We start from the raw sequence: 20,357 nt of genomic DNA, 5'->3' as shown, positions 1-20,357 counted from the left end.
GGCATCTGCTTGCTCATCGACTGAAGACAGCCTGCGATCATCGACGACGCGCTTTGCCGGACGCAATCTTGCGCTGCAACACGCTGACCGCCTTGCCGTCGTACTGGAGGCTGGTGTCGGTCTTGGGTTCGAGCGCACCGGCATCGTCGCGCGGGCCATCGACGAAGCGCACATGGATGGTGCGTTTGGCCTGCATGCCGGTCCAGCTGCCTTCGCGCTTGCCGATGCTCAGCTCGCCCTTGGCCTGGTTCCAGCTCAGCGGAATGCGGCTGAACTCGCCCTTTTCGTAGCCATAGCCCTTGCCATCGTCTTCGTACAGCGAGAACTGGCCGTCGGCGCCGGTGTAGACCACCACGGTGAGCGGCGCGTCGGGTTTTTGGTCCACATATTCCTGCACCGGGCCGGTCGGCACGATGGAGCCGGCACGCACGAACAGCGGCATGCGTTCGATCGGCGCGGCCGCTTCGATGGTCTGGCCGCCGTCGTAACGCTTGCCGGTGGCGAAGTCGAGCCAGCTGGTGCCGGCCGGCAGATACACCTGACGCGAGGTGGCGCCGAAGCGGGTCACCGGTGCGACCAGGAACGCCGGTCCGAACAGGTACTGGTCGTTGATGTCGCGCGCCTTCGCATCATCCGGGAAGTCCATCATCATTCCGCGCATGATCACGCCATCGCGCTGATAGGTATCGCCGGCCAGGCTGTAGATGTACGGCAGCAACGCGTAACGCAGCCGGTTGTAGTACGCCATGCTGTCGTAGAACGGTGTGCCTTCCGGGGCGATGTTCCAGATTTCGCGATACGGGAACTGGCCGTGCGAGCGGAAGATCGGCACGAACGCACCGAACTGGAACCAGCGCGTATTGAGCTCGCGCCATTCCGGCAGATGCGCCGGGTCCTGGTTCTCGTAGCGCTTCTCCACCGCAAACCCGCCGATGTCGAAAGTCCAGTTGGGCAGGCCCGACAGCGCCATGTTGACGCCGGCGGAAATCTGGTCGTGCATGTCGTCCCAACGCGACACGATGTCGCCGCTCCATACCGCCACCGCATTGCGCTGGGTACCTGCATAGCCCTTGCGCGAGAGGATGAACACGCGCTTGTCGTCGGCCGCGCGGTCGCCTTCGTACACGCCATGGGTGTGCGGCAGCGGGTAGGAATTGAAGTACTCGGTGGACGAGCCCAGCGCGTTCGGCGTGGTGCGTGCCTTGCGCTCGCCGATGTCCAGGTTGGAGTGTACGTCCGGCTCGTCGGCGTCCATCCACCAGGCATCGAAGCCCTTGCTGTTGAGCTTCTCGTTGACCTGGCGCCAGTAGATGGCCTGCGCCTTCTCCGAGTACGGGTCGTAGAACGAGTTCTTGTAGCCCTTGCCAATCCAGTCCAGCTCGCCTACTTCCACGTTGCGCTTGTACATGAAGCCGGCGGCATCCAGTTCCTTGTAGTTGGCGGTGGTGGGATAGAACTTGGGCCAGATCGAAATCATGATCTGCGCGTGCATGTCGTGCACGGCCTTGACCATGCCATCCGGATCCGGGAAGTGCTTCGGGTCGAAATCATGCGAACCCCAGGCGTTCTCGGGCCAGTACGACCAGTCGAGCACGATGTTGTCCAGCGACAGCTTGCGCTTGCGGTACTCGGCCAGCACGCCGACCAGCTCATCCTGGCTCTTGTAACGCTCGCGGCTCTGCCAGAAACCATAGGCCCACTTGGGCAGCATCACCGACTTGCCGGTGAGTTCGCGGTAGCCGGCAACGGCCTGATCGTAGGAATCGGCCGAGACGAAGTAGTAGTCGATCATCTGGCCGGCTTCGGACCACAGCGACAGATCCTTGGCTTCCGCTGCCGGCAGCGGGTCGCGATGCAGCAACGCGATGTAGCTGGGGTCGATCAGATCCCATTCGACCTTGACGGTGTGGCGCTTGCCCGGCTCCAGCTCCAGCTTGAACTCGTGATTCCACGGGTTCCAGTTCTGCCGCCAGCGATCGATCACCAGCTTGCCGTCGACGTACAACTTGGCGTATTCGCTCGAATACAGCGAGAACGTGTGCTCGCCACCGGTGAGCGCTTCGATCTCGCCCTCCCAGGTGACCTGCATGCGGCTGTCCTTGTCCTTGGTGATGGCCTTCTTCGGGAACTTGGTCAGGTCGCTGAGGTACTGGTAGTTCACCTCGTTCTCGCGGCGCTCCAGCACCTGCTTGCCGTTGATGGCATAGCGTGCGGTCAGTGCGCCGGCCTTGCCCTTGGCGTCGTACAACTTGAGCGTCTTGGGCAGCGGCTGCAGGCCGCGCGGGTCGCCCAGGCGGCTGATCGAGTTGTTGTCCCACAGCAGGCCGTAGTTGCGGCTGGACACCAGGTACGGCACCGCCATGTCGATGTTGTTCTGCTGCAATTCGACGTTGCGGCCCTTCTGATTCATCCAGCCCTGCTGGTGCTGGCCGAAGCCGTACAACGCTTCGTCATCGGGCGACTGGAAGCGCTGGCGCACGCTCAGGTACTGCTTGCCTTCGACCTTGAGCGGGGCAAAGCTGCGCCCGCCGGCCACTTCGGACAGCACCGGCTTGCCATTGGCATCGGCAAAGCTGACATGGCCATCGACGGTGGACACCGTGGCGGTGACCTTGCCGGTCTTCAGCTGCACGCTGTCGCCCTGCTCGGCCAGCTGGAAGGCGCTATCGCCCTGCACCGGCACGCGCATCAGGCTGGGGCTGCGTGCGAAGTCGCCGTCCGGATCGGCACTGACGCGGATGATGCCGGCATCGACCACCTGCAGGCGCACCGGTGCGGCGCCCTTGGCGCTCGGCACCACGGTGACGCCATCGGCGGCCTTGCGCACGTCCTGCGCATGCGCGGCATTGGCCAGCAGGGCCAGCGACAACGCCAAGCAATGGGCAAGCGGTGTACGTCGGTTTGCAGGCGCGGCGCCGGCGGAACGGATGGTGGTTTGCATGGTCACTCCCTTTGAATTTCGAAACGCTGCCGCGGGGGCGGCAGCGCATGGGTTGCTGATTATTTGTAGGTGGCGAGCTTGATCCTGAGCAGCTGCGGCACGCTGGAAAAATTGACACCGTAATCGGTCTGGTCGCCATTCCAGTTGCGCTGGAACTTCCACTGGATGTCGTCGTACACGCCTTCCTCGACGCGGTCGTAGAACATGTTCGCGGTAGCGTCGCTGGCCGGGTGCAAGGTCACGCGCACGTGGTAACCGGTGACCAGAAATTCGTCCGGGCCCAGCTCGGCGATCAACGCCGCACCGATCGGTTCCGGGTTACCCGGCGGCTCGCCCTTGAACCAGAACTGCGGCACGCCATAGGTGATGGTGGCGCTCCAGCGGTCGTTGAGCTTGAGCTCCTGCACGGGCTGGCCGGGCTCTTCGGCGGTGCCGTGCAGCTTGCCTTCGGAGGCGGCCTTGGCGAACGGGCGCATGCCCATGCGCACGGCCTGGAAGCCGAGCGCGAACGGCGCCAGCGTTTCTTCGTTGACGTGCTTGGCGCCCAGCGGATAGTTGGAATAACGCGTGTAGTCCATGCCAAACGCCGACCAGCCGATACCGTTGTGGCCCAGCGTGGGATACAGGTAACGCGCGTATTCGGGGCGGTTGCCGGTTTCGGCCACGAACAAGGCGTTGTCCGGGCGCGCGTAACGCTCCAGCACGGTGGTGTACATGCGGTATTCGGGCATGTAGATGTCCGGCGCCAGCAGATCGATATGCGGGCCGGCCGCCTTCCAGACATCGAGCACGTTGTCGGTGGGGCCACCGCTGGCGTACTGGCCGGGCTGTCCCGGATTGAACGGGCCACGCAGCGCGGCATTGACGTACATCGGCAACGGATACTCGGCCTTGCCGGCTTCGGCGACCTGATCGATGTAACGCCCGATCGACCACGCATGGAAGATTTCATCGGCATCGGCGCCGAACACCTGCGCCCAGCTGCCCGGCTGCTTGTTCAAGCGCTTGAGCAGTGGGTCCGGTACCGGGCCGTCGAAAAGTTTTTGCGCCATCGGCGAAAAGTCGCGCACGCTGCCGTAGGTGCCCGGCTCGTTTTCCGGCTGGATCATGATCACGGTGTGTTGCGGGTCGACCTTTTTCAGGTGCTGCATGAAGGCGACGAAGGCCTTGCGATCGGCATCCAGCGTGGTCTGCGCATGCGGCGACAGCGATCCGATCGCCTTGCCCTCGCGAGTGATCACACGCGGGAAGCGCTGGTTGTCGGCCTTGACCCACAACGGCGCATAGGCCGGGCCATTGTTTTTCCAGGTCGCAAACCACAGCAGCACCAGCCGCACCTTGTGCTCGCGCGCCTGGCTCAGCAGCGTGTCGACGAAGGAGAAATCGAACTTGCCTTCTTCCGGCTCGACCTGTTCCCAGGCGATCGGCACCTGCACGGTGTTGGGGCCCAGCACCTGCATGGCCGGCCACACCTTGTCCATCACGCCGGGATAGTTGCTGGAGTTGTTGACCTGCGCGCCCAGGATCAGGAACGGCGCGCCGTCGACCATCAAGGCATGCTTGCCGTCCTTGCTGACGAACTGCGGCATCGGTGTCTGTGCGACCGGCGTCTGTGCGCTGGCCGGCGTTGCCGCGGCGGTGCTTGCAGCCGGCGCGGAAGCCGCGCGCTTATCTGCTTGGCCCTGCTCGCCGGACTGACAGGCAGCCAGGGCCAGCGTCAGCGCGGACAGCAGCAGCGGACGCAGGCAACGCCGCGCGTTGGAGCAAGAGATGGCATGTGCAACGGGGGAATACATGGACATAAGACTCCGTGTCACCAGGTATCGGTGCGGAAGGGGGAAACAGGAAGGGCGTCGCGATTGATCAGGTTGGCGTCGTCGGGGTTCTCGCTCCAGCCATAGCGCACGGCCACCGGTGCAGGCACCGCATCGCTGCGCACGATCACGCGGTCGCCCTCGATCTGCGCGGTCGCCGGATGGAACTGCTTGTCGGCACCAGCGACACGGAAGCCCTGCACTGCACCGCCGCCACGGACCTGCAGCGCACTGCCCTGCAGGTCGAATGTCAGCACCGCCTTGCCACCTTCAAACGTTACCCGCTTGAACACCGGCGCGCTGTACACCAAGGTTTCGCCATAGGCCACGTGCCGCGCCGCCAATGCCAAGCGATGGCCGACATCGCGCTTGTTGGTGGGATGGATGTCGGTGGGGTTGCCGATATCGATGATCACCGCCTGCCCGGTCGCCGGCAGCGCCAGCGTCTTGGACTGCGACTCGCGCAACAGCGCCCACGGGCTCAGCTCGCCCTTGTCGCCGCCGGCCTTGAAGTTGGCCAGCTGCACCCACAAAAACGGCAGCGCCTTGGCGCCGCGCTCGGCACGCCATTGCTGGATCATCGCGGCGAACTGTTTGCGATATTTGACTGCTCCGCTGTCGGTGGCGTTGGTTTCGCCCTGGTACCAGATCACGCCTTTGACCGGGAACGGCTGCAGCGGGTGAATCATCTGGTTGTAGAGCAGCGTGGGCAGCTGGTTCTTGTTGTCGACCAACGACACACGCACCTGCGCCGGGCGGAATTTCCAGCCGCTCAGCGCGCGCTTGGCGCCATCGCTGGTCTGCACGAAGCGCTGCTCGTCCGGGCCGTGCATGCCGCCACCGCCGCTGAGGTCTTCCACCCGCACGGCAATGTGATTGACGCCGGCATGCAACGCTGCGGCCGGCACGCTGTAGACGCGCGGCAGATTCCATTGCTTCTCGGTGCTGCCTACCTGCTGGCCGTTGACGTAGGTGATGTCCGAATCGTCGATCTGGCCCACGCCCAGCGTGATGCCGGCCTTGGCCTCGGCAGCGCTCAAGGTCACCGTGGTGCGGTACCAGGCGATACCGTCCATGCCGTCGTAACCGTTGGACTCCCATTGCTGGCTGGTGGGAATGCTGTCCCAATCGCTGTCGTCGAACTCGGCGTTGCGCCACTGCTGCATGTCGCCGTCGACCTTGGGCCAGCGCGCGATACGCTTGCCGGTGGCGGCCTGTGCGGCAGCGTCGCGTTGCTTGATCGCCTCGATCGCGCCCTGGTTCTGCGCAGCATTCAACCCCAGCGACGCGGCGTCCATCCACGCCTCGATCGCACTGCCGCCCCAGGTGCTGTTGACGATACCGATCGGCACGCCGGTGCTGGCGCGCAGTTCCTTGGCGAAGAAATACCCCACCGCGGTGAATTCGCCGGCGGTTTCCGGCGTGGCGGCCTTCCACTCGCCGCCGGTCAGGCGCGCTTCCGGCTGCACCGACCACGACTTGGGCACCTTGAAGTGACGCAACTGCGGGTCGTTGGCGGCGGCGACCGCCTGCGGACCATCGCTGGCCTGCGCCAACGTAAATTCCATATTCGACTGCCCGCTGGCCAGCCATACATCGCCGACCAGCACGTCGCGGACCTGCAGCTGCCCGCCATCGCCCTGCACGCTCAACACGTACGGGCCGCCCGCCTTGTGCGCGGGCAGGCTCACCTTCCATGCGCCCTGCGCGTCGGCCTTGGCGGTGGCGCGCTTGCCATCGAAGCTGACCGTGATCGCGGCATTGGGCGATGCCCACCCCCACACCGGCATGGGCTGGTCGCGCTGCAACACCGCGCCATCGGCAAACAACAGCGGCAGGGTCGGCTGGGCCAGCGCGAGCGGGCTGGCCAGCACCAGGCCCAGCAGGCAGGCGCGGCGAACGAGAGGTGCGGTCATGCGGTGATCTCCAGGAGCGGCGCGGCCGGTCGGCGCGCAACGAGGCGATAGGGAATGCAGCGGGTCAAGGTACGGCAGCGCGATGCCGCGCGCAGGCACGCAGCGCTCATCGTGGATCACCGTAAAAAATGCCACGGCCACCGGTGGCGAAGTAGACGCGACCAGGCCGTCGCGGGTCGCCGGTGACGCTGTAAGGCTTGCCGAAACGGTGCGCGTCGTCGTTGATGCGCAGCCACTGCGCGCCTTCGTCGTCGGAGCGAAATACGCCATCCACGCCGGCCACGCGCCCGGCAAGATACAGCGCTGGCGGTGCGCCCTCGCGCAGTGGCTTGCCGATGCCCAGCGAGCGCGCTTCGTCAGGCTTGGAAAGGGTCTGCAAGCGTCCGTTCTGCCAACGCATCACGCCCAGCGAAGGGCTGGCCAGATACACCACGCCGGCACGCCAGGGGTCGGGGCGCAGCTGCGGACGCGCACGCTCATCGCGTGCAGGGTTGCCGACCTGGTGCCCGGTATCGCGGAAGCTGGCCGCGCCATCGGTACTTTCGTAAAAACGTCCGCTGACGGTGTCGGCGGCATACCAGCGCTGCGCATCGACGCGGTCGGCCACCACCACCGCCGTGTCGGGCAGCCCTTGCACACGCTGCCATTGCTTGCCGAAATCAGCAGTACGCCAGTTGCCGCCGTGGTCGGGCGTCGAGACCACCTGCGATGCATCGGCTGCGATGGCAATGGTGCCCGCGCCCTGCCCGGCCGGCGGCTCGCTGGCAAACGCGCTCCAGTGCGCACCACCGTCGCGCGACAGCAGCGCGCGGATCTCGTTGTTACGACGCTCGCGCACGGTGCCGCTACGCACCACCGTCAGCGGCGCCTGCCCTGCAGCATCGATGCTCTCGCCATTGGTCAGGCGCGGGCCGACATACTGCAGCTGCGCGGTATCCAGAGCGTCGTGGCGGAATCCATCGATATCGCCCAGCGCGCTGAGCAGAGGCGCGCCGGCCATCGGGCTGAGCAAGTCCAACGGCACGGTCTCTTCCAGCCCACGGTCCTGAAACCACCACTGCAACGGCTGCCGCTTGCCGATGAAGTCGCGCATATTGCGCGAGGCCCAGATGCCGTAGCCGGTGACGAACAGCGCGTGGTTGCTGTCGAACGGATCGATCGCCAATGCGCCCATCCAGTGCGGTGTGGCCTGTGCGGTCCACGGCGCGGCGCTGTGATCGAACACCGCATCGGCCAACAACGGCGTCCAGTGCTTGCCGCCATCGACGCTGCGAAACAGCTCATCGCGCGGCGTCCGTCGGCGGAAGGTGCTGGCCAGCAACACCTGCGGATCGTGCGGGTCCACCGCCACCGCACCCCAGCCGAAACCATCGCCAGTGGCCGGCTGCGGAATCGGGCTGATCTCGCTCCAGCGCCCCTGCGCCGGGCTGTACTTCCACAACGCACCACCGGCCATCAAGTCCGGGCCGGGCTGATCGCCATAGCTGAGATACCACTGCCCATCGCGGCCACCGTCCATATGGCTGGGGCGCAAGCCGTGCGGCTGCCCGGCCACCGCCGACCAGGTGCGACCGGCGTCGTCGGACACATACAGGCTGGTGTGTGCGGTGGAAACGCCAACGTAGATCCGTGGCGTGGGACTGCCAGCGCGGCCGCTGGCGGCGTCGAACACGACAAAGGCGATCCCCACCGCCTGCTCGCCTCCGACATGGTTGCGCGCGGTGGCACCGGCCAGTGCCTGGGCAGGAAATCCGTCCACCCGCGCCCAGTGCGCGCCGCGATCGTCGCTGCGCCACAGGCCTGCATCGCGTGCGCCCAGCAACAGCACACGACCATCGTGCGGGTCCACCGCCAGCCGTTCGCCGTTGGCGCGGCCCAGTTGATTGCCGCCCAGTTTGAACGGCAAATCGGCGCGCTCGAAGCTGCGGCCGCGATCGAACGAGCGCAGCACCGCCGCATTGCCGGCGCGCGCGTGCATATAGGTCCCGGCGGCCAGATAGATGGTCTCGGGATTGGCAGGGTCGATGGCGAACGCATCGATACCCATCAGATTCCAGTCGTCGGCGCCCAACCAGTCGGTCAGTGCCACCCACTGTTGCGCACGCGCATCCCAGCGATACGCGCCACCGACATCGGTGCGCGCATAGGCAAGATCGCGTTCGGCGGGATGAAACAGCACACCGGTGACAAAGCCGCCACCGCCAATGGCCACGCTGCGCCACTGGTAAGGCCCCTGCGTGACGGGCTCGGCCGCGTACACGTGAGACGTCATGAAGAGCAACACCAGCGTCAGGCAAACGGCAGTCGGCCACGCATGTGCTGCGAAAAGGCGGCGCTTAGTAGGCGGATCGATCATGGCGATCATTCCTCCGGCTCCCTTCGCGATCGACGGCAGCGCCATCGATAGGAAAAACACCGGTCCAACGAGCTGCCTGCACAGCTCGCCGGACCGGAGACGCACTTCCTACGGCGCGTTCTACAGGCTGGCCCGCAATGTCAGGCCATACCGACGATCGTTGATCACAAAGTCGCGGTAGCGCGACTCGTTACCCAGGTAGCTTTCGCGACGGGTATCGAGCAGATTCACGCCGTCCAGCGAAATCGACCACACAGCATTGATGTTGTAACGCAGCGAGGCATCCAGCTGGCCGAAGCCCTTGTTGTAGACCGGCAGATTGCCGGTGCCGTTGCCTGCGGTGGTCACCAGCCAATCGCTGCGCCAGTTGTAGGCCACACGGCCCTGGAAGCGCGAGGTTTCGTAGCTGAGGATCGCGTTGTAGCTGTTCTTGGACAAGCCTTCCAGCGGCACCGTCAACGACTGGCCGTTGGTGTCGGTGGCAGTCGGGCTCGGGGCCTCGCTGTCGACGTAGGTGTAGTTGGTCTGCAGGCCGAAGCCGCTCAACCAGCCCGGCAGGAAGTCGAAGAACTGCGTGTAGCCCAGTTCCGCGCCGCGGATCTTGCCCGAGTCACCATTGACCGGACGGGTGATCTGCCACACCTGGCCGTCGTACACCTCGTTGAAGACGGCGTTGGCGATGAAGCCTTCCACCTTCTTGTAGAACAGGGTGCCGTACATCATCGAGCCCTGGCCGAAGTACCACTCCAGCGCGGTGTCGAACTGGTCGGCCTTGACCGCTTCCAGGTTCGGGTTACCCGCGTTGCCGGTGAAGGTCGACGCGCCATTGGAGGTGCCGGTGCTCAGGCTCAGGTTCGGATTGAGGCGGTCGAAGGTTGGGCGCGAAATGCCGCGCGAGGCGGCAAAACGCCACTGCAGCTGATCGCTCAGCATCCAACGCAGGTTCAAGCTCGGCAGCACGTCGGTGTAGGTCTGCTGCGCGTCGACCGGAATCAGACCGCCGCCTTCTGCGTCGGTGCCGGTACGCACGCCCTGCGAGCCGACTTCGGTCCGCACCACGCGCACACCGATGTTGCCGTCGAACGGGATGTCGCCATCCACGCCGAAGCGCAGCACGCCGTAGGCGGCGTAGGTCTTCTCGTTCTGCGTGTTGATGTTGTTGGGCGCAAATTCCAGCGGGCTGGCACCGAAGGTGGCCAAGGTCTGCTGATAGTTCGCCACTGCCGCATCCGATGCGGTCAGGGTCGGCCCGAAGGCGTGACTCTGACCACGGAAGAAATCGGTGATCGGATTGGTCACCACGCCCACGCTGGGGTACTGCGAGAACGGCGCGCCTGCGCAATTGTTGATGCACATGAAGCGATAGATATTGCCCTTGGTCTCGGCATCGCGGTCGGTGTAACGCACACCGGCCTTGAAGCTGCGCACGAAGTCGCTGTCGAACGCCAGATCCATATCGGAGCGCCAGGCGAACTCGGTGCCGGTGTTGTCGTCCTTGTTGTCCAGGTGATAGCGCCAACCGCTGTAGTTGTTGACGTCGGCCAGATAGCCTTCCGCACCGCTGGAATCGGTCACCGACAAGCGCGGCAGATCGCCGCGGAAATCGACATTGAACTGCGGGCTGGTGGCCTGACCGGTGGACAGGATGTAGCGCGTGCCGGTGGTGGTGGCATCGACATACTGGAAGTCGGTGCTCAGGGTCAGCTTTTCGTTGACCGTCCACTTGGCGCCCAACGAGTAATCGGTGGTCACCGAATGCCGCTCGGTCAGGCTGGTGTTGGATTCGGTCGGCACGTTCTGGAACGAGCCGTTGACGAACTCGTTGCGGCTGTTGACCTGGATGCCGGGCAGGCCCTGCATCGGGTTGGCGCCGGTCAACGCGAAGAACGAATAGTCGTGCCAGCTGAAGTCGTAATCCGACCGCAGCACCTGCGTATAGACCTCGACCGCATCGTTCGGGCGCCACTGCATCGCAAACGCGCCGGTCTTGCGCTCGCGCTCGCCGACGGTGGTGTTGATGCCGGCGCCGTGCGGCACCGAGATCTGCTGGCCTTCATAGCCCGGCAGATCGGTCTGGGTGTACCACGGCTCGATCGAAATGGTGTCCTGGCGGAACGGGCTCTTTTGCTGCGAGTAGTTCACCAGGATGCCGATCTCGCCGATGCCGGTCTGCCAGCGATCGCTGAACAGGCCAGAGAACGCCGGCTTGCCGTCGTCGGCGAGGTCGTAATAGTTGTACTGCACGCTGCCGGCGATCTTGCGGCCGTCGTAATCGAACGGCAGACGCGTGCGCAGGTCGACGGTGCCGCCCAGGCCACCTTCGATCATGTCGGCAGACGGGTTCTTGTACACGTTGACGCCGCCGAGCAACTCGGCCGACACGTCTTCGAAGCTCAGGCCGCGGCCGTCGTTGGCGGTGAAGATGTCACGGCCATTGAGTTCGGTGCGCACCTGGGTCAGGCCACGGATGGCGATCGAGCTGCCTTCGCCATAGTTGCGGGTGATCTGGATGCCGGAGATGCGCTGCAGCGCCTCGGCGACGTTGTTGTCGGGCAGCTTGCCGATGTCTTCGGCGACGATCGAATCGACGATCTGTTCGGCGTTCTGCTTGACCAGCTGCGCCTTGGTGACGCTGCTGCGCGTGCCGGTGACCTGCACGGTGTCCAGCTGCTGGGTGGTGGCGTCCGAGGCGGGCGCGGCAGGGGTGGTCGCATCCTGCGCATAGGCCTGCGCGCTCAGCAGCGTGGCCACACTGATGGCCATCACCGAGCGGCGGAAATCACGGATCGAACGCTGGCCCACAGCCCGGCCTGCCGGAATATGGCGATGTTGCACTGACATGGTGCTCCCTCCCAGGACGCATGTACTGCTAATTTTTAGCGGGTCGGTGCGCGAACGCCCTGCCCGTCGTTGTTGCTGGCCCGCATCCGCACCCGGCAAGACCGGAGGCACGGAGACGCGGTCGCCCTGGGGGGCAGACCTGCGGCTGCGGCGGGAGCATAGGGCGCGGCCGTCATGCCACACCAATGAAATATTCCTGGAAAGGTATTCGTTAAAACTATAGCAAGCACGGCAAACCCGGTAGCTCCGGCATTACCGACCGGAGCTACCGGACCCTCACCGACGAGCTCGACTGTGCAGATCAACGCACAGTCGAAACGTGACCGGTCGCACTTACCAGTTCATACGCAGCACCAGCGAATAGCGGCGGTCGTTGACGAAGGACGAGCGCGTGTACAGGCGCGGGTCTACTTCGCCATCCGCGTACGAGGTCGGACCCATCAGCACCTTGGTCACGGTGTTGGTCAGGTTGTTGGCCTGCACGCCCAGCTGCAGATGGTCGTTGAAGCGGTAGAAGAACGAGCCGTCGAGCTGGCCGTAGTCGTCGGCCCAGGTCGGCAGCCGCGTGGCCGCGTCGCTGGTGGTCAGCAGATAGCGCGAGCGCCAGTTGTAGGCCAGGCGCAGCGACAGCGGGCCCTTCTCGTAGATGCCGGCCAGGTTGTAGCTGCGCCGCGACAAGCCTTCCAGCGGCAGCTCGACGCCGGTCACCGTGGTGCGGGTGTACGGGTCGATGGCGGTATTGGCGCCGCCCTTGCTGTCGACGAAGGTGAAGTTGGCATTGATGCCGAAGCCGCTCATCCAGCCCGGCAGTTCGTCGAAGAACTGCGTGTAGCCCACTTCGGCGCCACGGATGGTGCCTTCGTCGGTGTTGTACGGCCGGGTCACCAGCCACTCGCGGTTGTCGTAGGTCTCGCTGCGGGTCTGGGTGGAGAAGTAATCCTTGACCTTCTTGTAGAACAGCGTGGTGTACAGCATGTCGCTGCTATCGAAGTACCACTCCAGCGCGGTGTCGAACTGGTTGGCGGTCATCGGCTTGAGGGTCGGGTTGCCCGCAGTGCCGACGAAGTTGGTCGCATTGCCGGCGTCGTCGGTTTCCACGTTGAGCAGCACGTACGGCTGCAACTGGGTGTAATCCGGGCGCGCCATCGCCTTGGACGCAGCGATACGCCACTGCAAGGTGTCGGTGAAGCGGAAGCGCATGTTCAAGCTGGGCAGCACATTGGTGTAGCTGCCCTGGGAGTTGTTGTCGAAATACTGGCCGGTGTAACGGGCCTGCAGCTCCGGCGACACGTTCAACCCGGACAGATTCTGAAACTGACCGAAGCCTTCGGCCTGGGTCTTGGTCTGCACGATGCGCACGCCGATATTGCCGTCCACCGGCACGCCCCACGCCTCGTCGTTGCCGAAGTACAGCGCCGCATACGCGGCCTGGGTGCGCTCGAACTGCCGATTGGTGTCCTGCGGCTGATAGGTATCCGGCGCCCAGCCGTAGCCACGCAAGGCCACGATCTGCTGTTGCAGCAGATCCGACGCGCGCCGGTAATTCTTGACCAGCCCACCGTTGGGGACCACCAGCGTGGTGGGCACGTTCACGCCGCCACGGAAGAAATCGGAGAAGGTGAACCGCGACGACTCGTCGGGCAGGTATTGCGACATGGTCGCCAGGCCGTTACTGCTGCCGGGAATCGCCGCCCAGTTGTCCGACAACACGCCCCAGTTGTACCCGGAGTTCTTGTTGGTCTGGTTGCGGTCGGTGGCGCGCATGCCAAAGCGCATGAAGCGCAGCCAGCTGCTGTCCTGGAAGGTGTATTCCAGGTCCACGCGGGTGGACAGCTGACGTCCGCGGTTCTTGCCCAGGTGATCCATCGCCGCCGCCCAGAAATAATTGGACGGGTCCTGGGTAAAGCCCTGGTTGGCGATCTGCACGGTCGGATACTTGCCCGACACGTCATAGGTCAAGCCAGGCAGATAGGTCGCACTGAACACGGTGAAGTCGAGCTGGTCGTTCTCCGACTGCACCAGCTGCACATCGCCCTTGATCTGCAGGTTGTCGTTGAAATAGTGGCTGAAGCCCACCGACAGGTCAGAGGTGGTGGTCTGCTGATCGGAGTAGCGGTTGTCGGTATTGAAGCGCACGCCATCGCCGGTCAGCGCGCCGCGCCAGGAATTGGACACCGGCGAGCCGCGCTGGAAGACACCGTCCTGGTCGTACTCGAAGGTGGTGCCGGGCGCCGGGCTGATGCTGTTGTTGCTGTCGTTGAAGAACGCCGCGCGCTCCTGCCAGTTCATCTTGTAACGCGAGCGCAGATATTGGGCGTAGATCTCGGTCTGGTCGCTGGGCTTCCACTGGAACGCTGCGGCAATCCCGTCGCGCTTGCGCTCGAAATCCAGCTGACGCCAGTTGACGCCACCGGGCACATACACCTCGCTGCGCCCGCTGCCGGCCAGTACCGCGTCGTCGGTGCGCCGCACATACGGCTCCACCTGGATGCCGTCCGAGCGCGTCGCCAGTTCCGAATGGGCGATATCGATCATGAAGCCCATTTCGCCGACGCCGGTCTGCCAGCGATCGCTGAACAGGAACGACGCCGACGGCTTGTACTTCTTGCTCATGTCGCCGTAGTTGACGTCGATATTGCCGCCGACGATGCGCCCCGGGTTGTCGAACGGCATGCGCGTGCGCAGGTTGACCGTGCCGCCCAGACCGCCTTCGATGATTTCTGCCGAGGGATTCTTGTACACGTCCACGCCGGCCATCAACTCGGCCGGTACGTCTTCAAAGCTCAAGCCACGGCCGCTGGCGGCGCTGAAGATATCGCGGCCATTGAGTTCGCCGCGCACCTGGGTCAGGCCGCGGATCATCACGCCACTGCCTTCGGCCGAAAAGTGGTCCGGGTCGCTGCGTGCGGCAAAGTGGTCGATGGTCACGCCGCTGACGCGCTGCAAGGTTTCGGTGACGCTGCGGTCGGGCAGCGCACCGATGTCTTCGGCGCTGACCGAATCCACGATCTGGGTAGAGTCGCGCTTGATCACCTGCGACTTGATCAGGCTGGCGCGCACACCGCGCACCTCCACCGTATCCAGATCCACGGCGCTGGCGTCGGCCTTGTTCGACACAGCGCCCGGCGACGATTGCGCCTGTTGCGCGTACACCGGTGCGGCAAGCAATACGCCGATGCTGACGGCCATGGCGGAATGACGCAGATGTTGCAGACGACGGGCGCGCACGCCCGTACCTGCCGAGGCATGGCTTGAAAACTTGGACATCTGAATCCCTCCCAGGACGCAAGACGACTGAAGACTGGTTGTCGCGGCGCAAGACGCCCCGCGTGATCAGGTGAGACAGGCGCTGATGCCGGTCTTCACCGTTACTTACATGGCGGCTTGGCCGCCGATCACCTGCCCGACTTCACGTGCGCTTCAGCGTGCGATCTGGCGCACAGATATAGGCGCACGGTCTAGCGTCAGCCAATGAAAAATTCACGGACTGGTATTACCCCAGGGAATACAAATGGAAGAGCCCGCTAGCTAAGGGATTCCGGCCCGCGCAGACCGGGGTACAAGCGGCGCGCGGTAGTCCGCAGCGCTTGCAGGATGCGCTCGGCGCCCGGCGGCAGGATGTAATCGCGCCGACGGATGATGCCGAACGACTCCATCCGCACCCCCAGCTCGATCGGCAGCACTGTCAGCAACTTGGCCTGGATCAGCGGCGCCACCGATTCCACCGGCAGCGCGGTCAGCATGTCGGTGCCGCGCAACAGGGTGGAGGTCACCGGCAACGACGAGGTTTCGATGGCGTTGGTCGGCGTCTGCACGCCGTGCTCCATGAACATCGAATCCAGCCGCGCACGCAGCACGCTGTCGGCCGGCGGCAGGATCCAGCCATACCGCACCAGGTCCGCATGCTGCAGGCCGACCCGGCTGGCCAGCGGGTGGCCGGCACGGGCGATCACCGAATGCGGCTCATCGGCCAGCGGCTCGAACTCCAGTTCGCCCACGCCTTCCGGGCCCAGGATGCGGCCGATCACGATGTCCAGCTGACCATCCAGCAACTTGGCAACGAGCGGGCGGCTGTAGTCCATCTCCACCCGCACCAGGATGTCCGGAAACTCGCGCTTGACCTCGGCAATCGCCTGCGGCACCAGATTGGTGCCTGGATTGACCACGGTCCCGATCGAGGCCTGACCCATGCGGCCGGCCCGCAACGCGGCGATTTCTTCCTGCGCCCGGCCGATCTCCGACATCGCCGCACGGGCACGCCGGATCAGCACATGGCCGTACCAGGTGGGCTCCACGCCGCGGGCATGCCGCTCGAACAATTTCACCCCCAGCATGTCTTCCATCTCGGCCAGCAGCTTGGAGGCGGCCGGCTGGGTCATGCTGGCGGCCTCGGCCGCACGCAATACCGAGCGTTGTTCGTGCAGATGTAGCAACAGCAGCAGTTGGCGCGTCTTGAGGCGGGCTGCGTTGAACCAGGGAGTACCGGAATTTGCCATGGGGTGCGATTGCGGCCGTGTATTCGTCGGGGGAATAGAATATGCCGAAAATTTCATTTGCAGCACATATCTCCCCGGGTGAGGCTAGCGCTCGCCGCAGCAGGAGCCCCTACCTCCCGGGCGCGGCCAGAACAGACGTGACCATCTTTGATTTAGGTGGCGACACGCACGCCATGACTGCGGAGGTGGACGACGATGACGGCATCTTGCCGGCCATTTATGGGCCGTAGCGCGACGCATGCACGTGCGGCACCTACGCATTGCCCAATCGCAAGCAGGCCCTCCCGCACTTCGTTTTTCTCTCCGGATGTGCAGCCGCAGCCTCTGCTTGCCGCGCGCAGTTGCGCAAGCTCCCCCGACGCTGCCGGCCCTTGGGCCGTCAGCGGCCGCTTTCCGATCTATCGCGAGTAACAGCATGACTTCACAGACCACCGCCAGCCTGTTCGCCTTGCCGCTGATTGCCATCCTGCGTGGCATCACGCCGGAAGACACGCTCGCCCATGTCGGCGCGCTGATCGACGCCGGCTTCGATGCGATCGAGATCCCGCTCAATTCGCCGCGTTGGCAGCAGAGCATCGCGCTGGCCCAGCAGACCTATGGCGAGCGCGCCTGGATCGGTGCCGGCACCGTGCTGCGCAACGAAGACGTCGACACACTGGCCGAGATCGGTGCGCGCTTCATCGTCACCCCCAACACGCGCCCCAGCCTGATCCGCCATGCGGTGTCGCGCGGGCTGACCGTGGTGGCCGGCTTCGCCACCGCCAGCGAGGCGTTCGACGCCATCGATGCCGGCGCAACGATCCTGAAGCTGTTCCCGGCCGCAACCTATGGCGCTGCGCATGTGCGCGCGCTGCGCTCGGTGCTGCCCACCCACATTCCGGTCTACGTGGTCGGCGGCGTCAACCCGCAGAGCCTGGCCGGCTTCATCGCCCAGGGCGCCGCCGGCGCCGGCATCGGTGGCGAACTGTACAAACCCGCGCAATCACTCGAAACGACCCAGACGCATGCACGCAACTTCGTGCAGGCCTACCAGGAACTGCAAGGATGAAGATCACCCGCCTCACCACCTACCACGCCGCACCGCGCTGGTTGTTCCTCAAGGTCGAGACCGACGAGGGCATCACCGGCTGGGGCGAGCCGGTCATCGAAGGACGCGCGCGTAGCGTGGAAGCGGCCGTGCACGAACTGGCCGGCTATGTGGTCGGCAAGGACCCGGCGCGCATCAACGACCTGTGGCAGACCATGTACCGCGCCGGGTTCTACCGCGGCGGCGCCATCCTGATGAGCGCCATCGCCGGTATCGACCAGGCGCTGTGGGACATCAAGGGCAAGGCGCTGGGCGTGCCGGTGTACGAGCTGCTGGGCGGGCTGGTGCGCGATCGCATGAAGACCTACCGCTGGGTCGGCGGCGACCGCCCCGGCGCCATCATCCAGCAGATCACCGCCTACCGCGCGCTGGGCTTTGACACCTTCAAGTTCAACGGCACCGAGGAAATGAAGCTGATCGACAGCGCGCGCGCCGTCGATGCCGCCGTGGTCAAGGTCGCCGAAATCCGCGGAGCCTTCGGCAACGCCATCGACTTCGGCATCGACTTCCACGGCCGCGTCGGCGCACCGATGGCCAAGGCGTTGCTGCGCGAGCTCGAACCGTTCAAGCCGCTGTTCGTCGAAGAACCGGTGCTGGCCGAACAGGCCGAGTACTACCCGCGCCTGGCCGCCAGCACCTCGATTCCGCTGGCTGCCGGCGAGCGCATGTTCTCGCGCTTCGAATTCAAGAACGTGCTGTGTGCCGGTGGCATCGGCATGGTGCAGCCGGACCTGTCGCATGCAGGCGGCATCACCGAGTGCGTCAAGATCGCCGCGATGGCCGAAGCCTACGACGTCGGCTTCGCCCCGCACTGCCCGCTCGGCCCGATCGCGCTGGCTGCGTGTCTGCATGTGGACTTCGTCTCGCACAACGCGGTGCTGCAGGAACAGAGCATCGGCATCCATTACAACGAAGGCGCCGACCTGCTCGATTACGTCATCAATAAAGACGATTTTCAGTGCGTGGATGGCAGTATCACCGCACTGCCCAAGCCCGGGCTCGGTGTGGAGATCGACGAAGAGATGCTCAAGCGCGCAAACGAAAATCCGCCTGACTGGCGCAACCCGGTGTGGCGCCACGCCGACGGCAGCATCGCCGAATGGTGAGCATGCCCGAGCACACCGCCGTACTGGCGGTCGACAGCCGCTGCACGCATGGCGAAGGCGTGCTGTGGTGCGAGCAGCGCCAGGCGCTGTACTGGGTCGACATCAGCGAAAAACGCCTGTGGCGGCATCATCCGGCCAGCGCGCAGACACGTTACTGGACGCTGCCTGATCGCCCCGGCTGCCTCGGCCTGATGAACGACGGCCGCCTTCTGGTCGCACTGGCCAAGGCCATCGGCATCGCCGACCCGGACAGCACCGAAGAAGATGTCTTGCCATTCGAAAAACTGGCCGATATCGAGACAGACAACCCGCTGACGCGCAGCAACGATGGCCGCGCCGATCGGCACGGCAATCTGGTGTTCGGCACCATGGACGAACACGACAACAAGGCCGCGCGCGGCGCGATGTATCAGTTCTCGCTGAAGCACGGCCTCCGCGCATTGCCGTTGCCGGGCGTGTCGATCCCCAACTCGATCTGCTTCAGCCTCGACGGCCGCACGCTGTATTACTGCGACTCGGTGCGCCCGCAGATCCTGTGCTGCGACTACGACCCGGAGACCGCGAAAACCAGCAACACGCGCGTGTTCGCCACCCTGGACCGCGACGACGCTGAGCCGGACGGCTCGATCATCGACAGCGAGGGCCATCTGTGGAATGCGCAGTGGCGCGCCTCACGCGTGGTGCGCTATCGCCCCGACGGCAGCGTCGAGCGCATCGTGCACCTGCCGGTCAAACACCCCACCTGCAGCGCCTTCGGTGGCGCGGCGCTGGATCGCCTGCACGTGATCTCCTCGCGCCTGGACCATAGCGCCGAAGAACTCGCACGCATGCCCGAAGCCGGCGGCCTGTTCGTCTGCGACGTCGCCATCGCCGGCCTGCCCGAAAGCCGGGTGGCCAGCGCATGATCGCGGTCGATTGGGGTACCAGCAGCCTGCGTGCCTACCTGCTCGACGCCACCGGCGCCGTGCTCGATCAACGCCGCGGCAGCGACGGCATCCTCGCCTGCCAGGGCCGCTTCGGCGAGGTCCTGCGCGCATTGATCGACGGCTGGGACGGCCCGATCGTGCTGTCAGGCATGATCGGCAGCCGCAACGGCTGGGTCGAGCAGGCCTACCTGCCCTGCCCGGCCGACACCGCCGCACTGGCTGCCGCCATGCGCCGCTACGACGATCTGCTGCCCGGCCGCACGCTGTGGTTCGTCCCCGGCGTCAGCACCGGCGCGCAGCATGGCGTACCGGATGTCATGCGCGGCGAAGAAACCCAGCTGGTCGGCCTGATCGCTGCACTCGGCGATGGCGACCACATCGCCTGCCTGCCCGGCACGCACAGCAAATGGGCGACGATCGCCAACGGCCAGCTGACCGACTTCGCCACCGTCATGACCGGCGAGCTGTACGCGGTGCTGCGCCAGCACAGCATCCTCGGCAAGCTGATGCCCGACGACCATGGCGATCTCGATGAGGCCGCATTCCTGTCAGGCGTGGATCGCAGCGCCGAACCTGGCGGCCTCAGTCACCACTTGTTCGGCACCCGCACGCTGGGCCTGTTCGACCGCCTCAGTGCACAGGCCCTGCCCTCGTACCTCTCGGGCCTGCTCATCGGCCACGAGCTACGCGAGCATCGCGGCAGCCAAGCCACTGTGCACCTGGTCGGTAGCCCCGCCCTGGCGCAACGCTACGCCCTGGCGTTGACGCACCTGGGCGTCGCCACCCAAGCACACCCGGAAGACCTGGCCGCCACCGGCCTGTTCGCCCTGGCCCGGCAACATGGCCTGACCTGAGTTCCCTGAGGGGGAGACAG

11 protein-coding genes are annotated in these 20,357 nt (G+C 65.1%); 4 read left to right on the top strand and 7 right to left on the bottom strand.

The annotated features are described in order from the left end of the window. Positions 1–37: 37 nt before the first annotated feature. The 7 genes from ACCQ06_RS10360 to ACCQ06_RS10330 form a co-directional block, all read right to left on the bottom strand. Positions 38–2,941 (bottom strand): TIM-barrel domain-containing protein, encoded by a 2,904-nt coding sequence (locus ACCQ06_RS10360; RefSeq protein WP_316692267.1) that lies wholly within the window; start codon positions 2,939–2,941, stop codon positions 38–40. Between the two features lie 59 nt (positions 2,942–3,000). Next, positions 3,001–4,671 (bottom strand): GH35 family beta-galactosidase GalD, encoded by a 1,671-nt coding sequence (galD, locus tag ACCQ06_RS10355; RefSeq protein ID WP_316692565.1) that lies wholly within the window; start codon positions 4,669–4,671, stop codon positions 3,001–3,003. 83 nt (positions 4,672–4,754) lie between these two features. Beyond that, positions 4,755–6,671 carry a sialate O-acetylesterase gene (locus ACCQ06_RS10350; protein ID WP_316692266.1) on the bottom strand — a complete coding sequence of 639 codons (1,917 nt, stop codon included), beginning with the start codon at positions 6,669–6,671 and terminating at the stop codon, positions 4,755–4,757. A gap of 106 nt (positions 6,672–6,777) precedes the next feature. Beyond that, positions 6,778–9,036: a WD40/YVTN/BNR-like repeat-containing protein gene (locus ACCQ06_RS10345; protein ID WP_316692265.1), complete on the bottom strand. Its 2,259-nt coding sequence runs from the start codon at positions 9,034–9,036 to the stop codon at positions 6,778–6,780. Positions 9,037–9,147: 111 nt separating this feature from the next. Beyond that, positions 9,148–11,868 (bottom strand): TonB-dependent receptor, encoded by a 2,721-nt coding sequence (locus tag ACCQ06_RS10340; protein WP_316692262.1) that lies wholly within the window; start codon positions 11,866–11,868, stop codon positions 9,148–9,150. Positions 11,869–12,201: 333 nt separating this feature from the next. Then, positions 12,202–15,135, bottom strand: a complete 2,934-nt coding sequence (locus ACCQ06_RS10335) for a TonB-dependent receptor (RefSeq protein ID WP_104616891.1) — start codon at positions 15,133–15,135, stop codon at positions 12,202–12,204. Positions 15,136–15,392: 257 nt separating this feature from the next. Beyond that, on the bottom strand, positions 15,393–16,364 hold the full coding sequence (locus ACCQ06_RS10330; protein WP_316692260.1) for a LysR family transcriptional regulator: 972 nt from the start codon (positions 16,362–16,364) through the stop codon (positions 15,393–15,395). Positions 16,365–16,779: 415 nt separating this feature from the next. On the opposite strand from ACCQ06_RS10330, the gene ACCQ06_RS10325 reads away from it, so the two are divergent. The 4 genes from ACCQ06_RS10325 to ACCQ06_RS10310 are packed head-to-tail and all read left to right on the top strand — an operon-like array spanning position 16,780 to position 20,337. Continuing rightward, the gene (locus tag ACCQ06_RS10325) at positions 16,780–17,412 is read left to right on the top strand and encodes a 2-dehydro-3-deoxy-6-phosphogalactonate aldolase (RefSeq protein WP_228324846.1); all 633 of its coding nucleotides are present in this window, start codon (positions 16,780–16,782) and stop codon (positions 17,410–17,412) included. Continuing rightward, positions 17,409–18,557 carry a galactonate dehydratase gene (dgoD, locus tag ACCQ06_RS10320; protein ID WP_316692258.1) on the top strand — a complete coding sequence of 383 codons (1,149 nt, stop codon included), beginning with the start codon at positions 17,409–17,411 and terminating at the stop codon, positions 18,555–18,557. The genes ACCQ06_RS10325 and dgoD overlap by 4 nt, the downstream gene beginning before the upstream one ends. Next, the gene (locus ACCQ06_RS10315; RefSeq protein ID WP_316692257.1) at positions 18,551–19,462 is read left to right on the top strand and encodes an SMP-30/gluconolactonase/LRE family protein; all 912 of its coding nucleotides are present in this window, start codon (positions 18,551–18,553) and stop codon (positions 19,460–19,462) included. Before dgoD ends, ACCQ06_RS10315 begins: the two co-directional genes overlap by 7 nt. Beyond that, a complete protein-coding gene (locus ACCQ06_RS10310; protein WP_228324850.1) occupies positions 19,459–20,337 on the top strand; it encodes a 2-dehydro-3-deoxygalactonokinase in 879 nt (292 codons plus the stop codon). Before ACCQ06_RS10315 ends, ACCQ06_RS10310 begins: the two co-directional genes overlap by 4 nt. The last annotated feature ends 20 nt before the right edge of the window (positions 20,338–20,357 follow it).

It is taken from the genome of Xanthomonas sp. NCPPB 4467 (assembly GCF_041475665.2).
Taxonomy (GTDB): Bacteria; Pseudomonadota; Gammaproteobacteria; order Xanthomonadales; family Xanthomonadaceae; genus Xanthomonas; species Xanthomonas dyei.
The sequence above is the reverse complement of the archived record's forward strand: the minus strand, read 5'-3'. Positions and strand labels throughout refer to the sequence as shown.

Excerpts from the sequence above, each read along its gene's own strand:
- dgoD (WP_316692258.1), top strand. The coding sequence starts at position 17,409 with ATGAAGATCACCCGCCTCACCACCTACCACGCCGCACCGCGCTGGTTG.
- ACCQ06_RS10340 (WP_316692262.1), bottom strand. The coding sequence starts at position 11,868 with ATGTCAGTGCAACATCGCCATATTCCGGCAGGCCGGGCTGTGGGCCAG.
- ACCQ06_RS10330 (WP_316692260.1), bottom strand. The coding sequence starts at position 16,364 with ATGGCAAATTCCGGTACTCCCTGGTTCAACGCAGCCCGCCTCAAGACG.
- ACCQ06_RS10345 (WP_316692265.1), bottom strand. The coding sequence starts at position 9,036 with ATGATCGCCATGATCGATCCGCCTACTAAGCGCCGCCTTTTCGCAGCA.
- ACCQ06_RS10335 (WP_104616891.1), bottom strand. The coding sequence starts at position 15,135 with ATGTCCAAGTTTTCAAGCCATGCCTCGGCAGGTACGGGCGTGCGCGCC.
- ACCQ06_RS10350 (WP_316692266.1), bottom strand. The coding sequence starts at position 6,671 with ATGACCGCACCTCTCGTTCGCCGCGCCTGCCTGCTGGGCCTGGTGCTG.
- ACCQ06_RS10325 (WP_228324846.1), top strand. The coding sequence starts at position 16,780 with ATGACTTCACAGACCACCGCCAGCCTGTTCGCCTTGCCGCTGATTGCC.
- ACCQ06_RS10315 (WP_316692257.1), top strand. The coding sequence starts at position 18,551 with ATGGTGAGCATGCCCGAGCACACCGCCGTACTGGCGGTCGACAGCCGC.
- ACCQ06_RS10360 (WP_316692267.1), bottom strand. The coding sequence starts at position 2,941 with ATGCAAACCACCATCCGTTCCGCCGGCGCCGCGCCTGCAAACCGACGT.
- ACCQ06_RS10310 (WP_228324850.1), top strand. The coding sequence starts at position 19,459 with ATGATCGCGGTCGATTGGGGTACCAGCAGCCTGCGTGCCTACCTGCTC.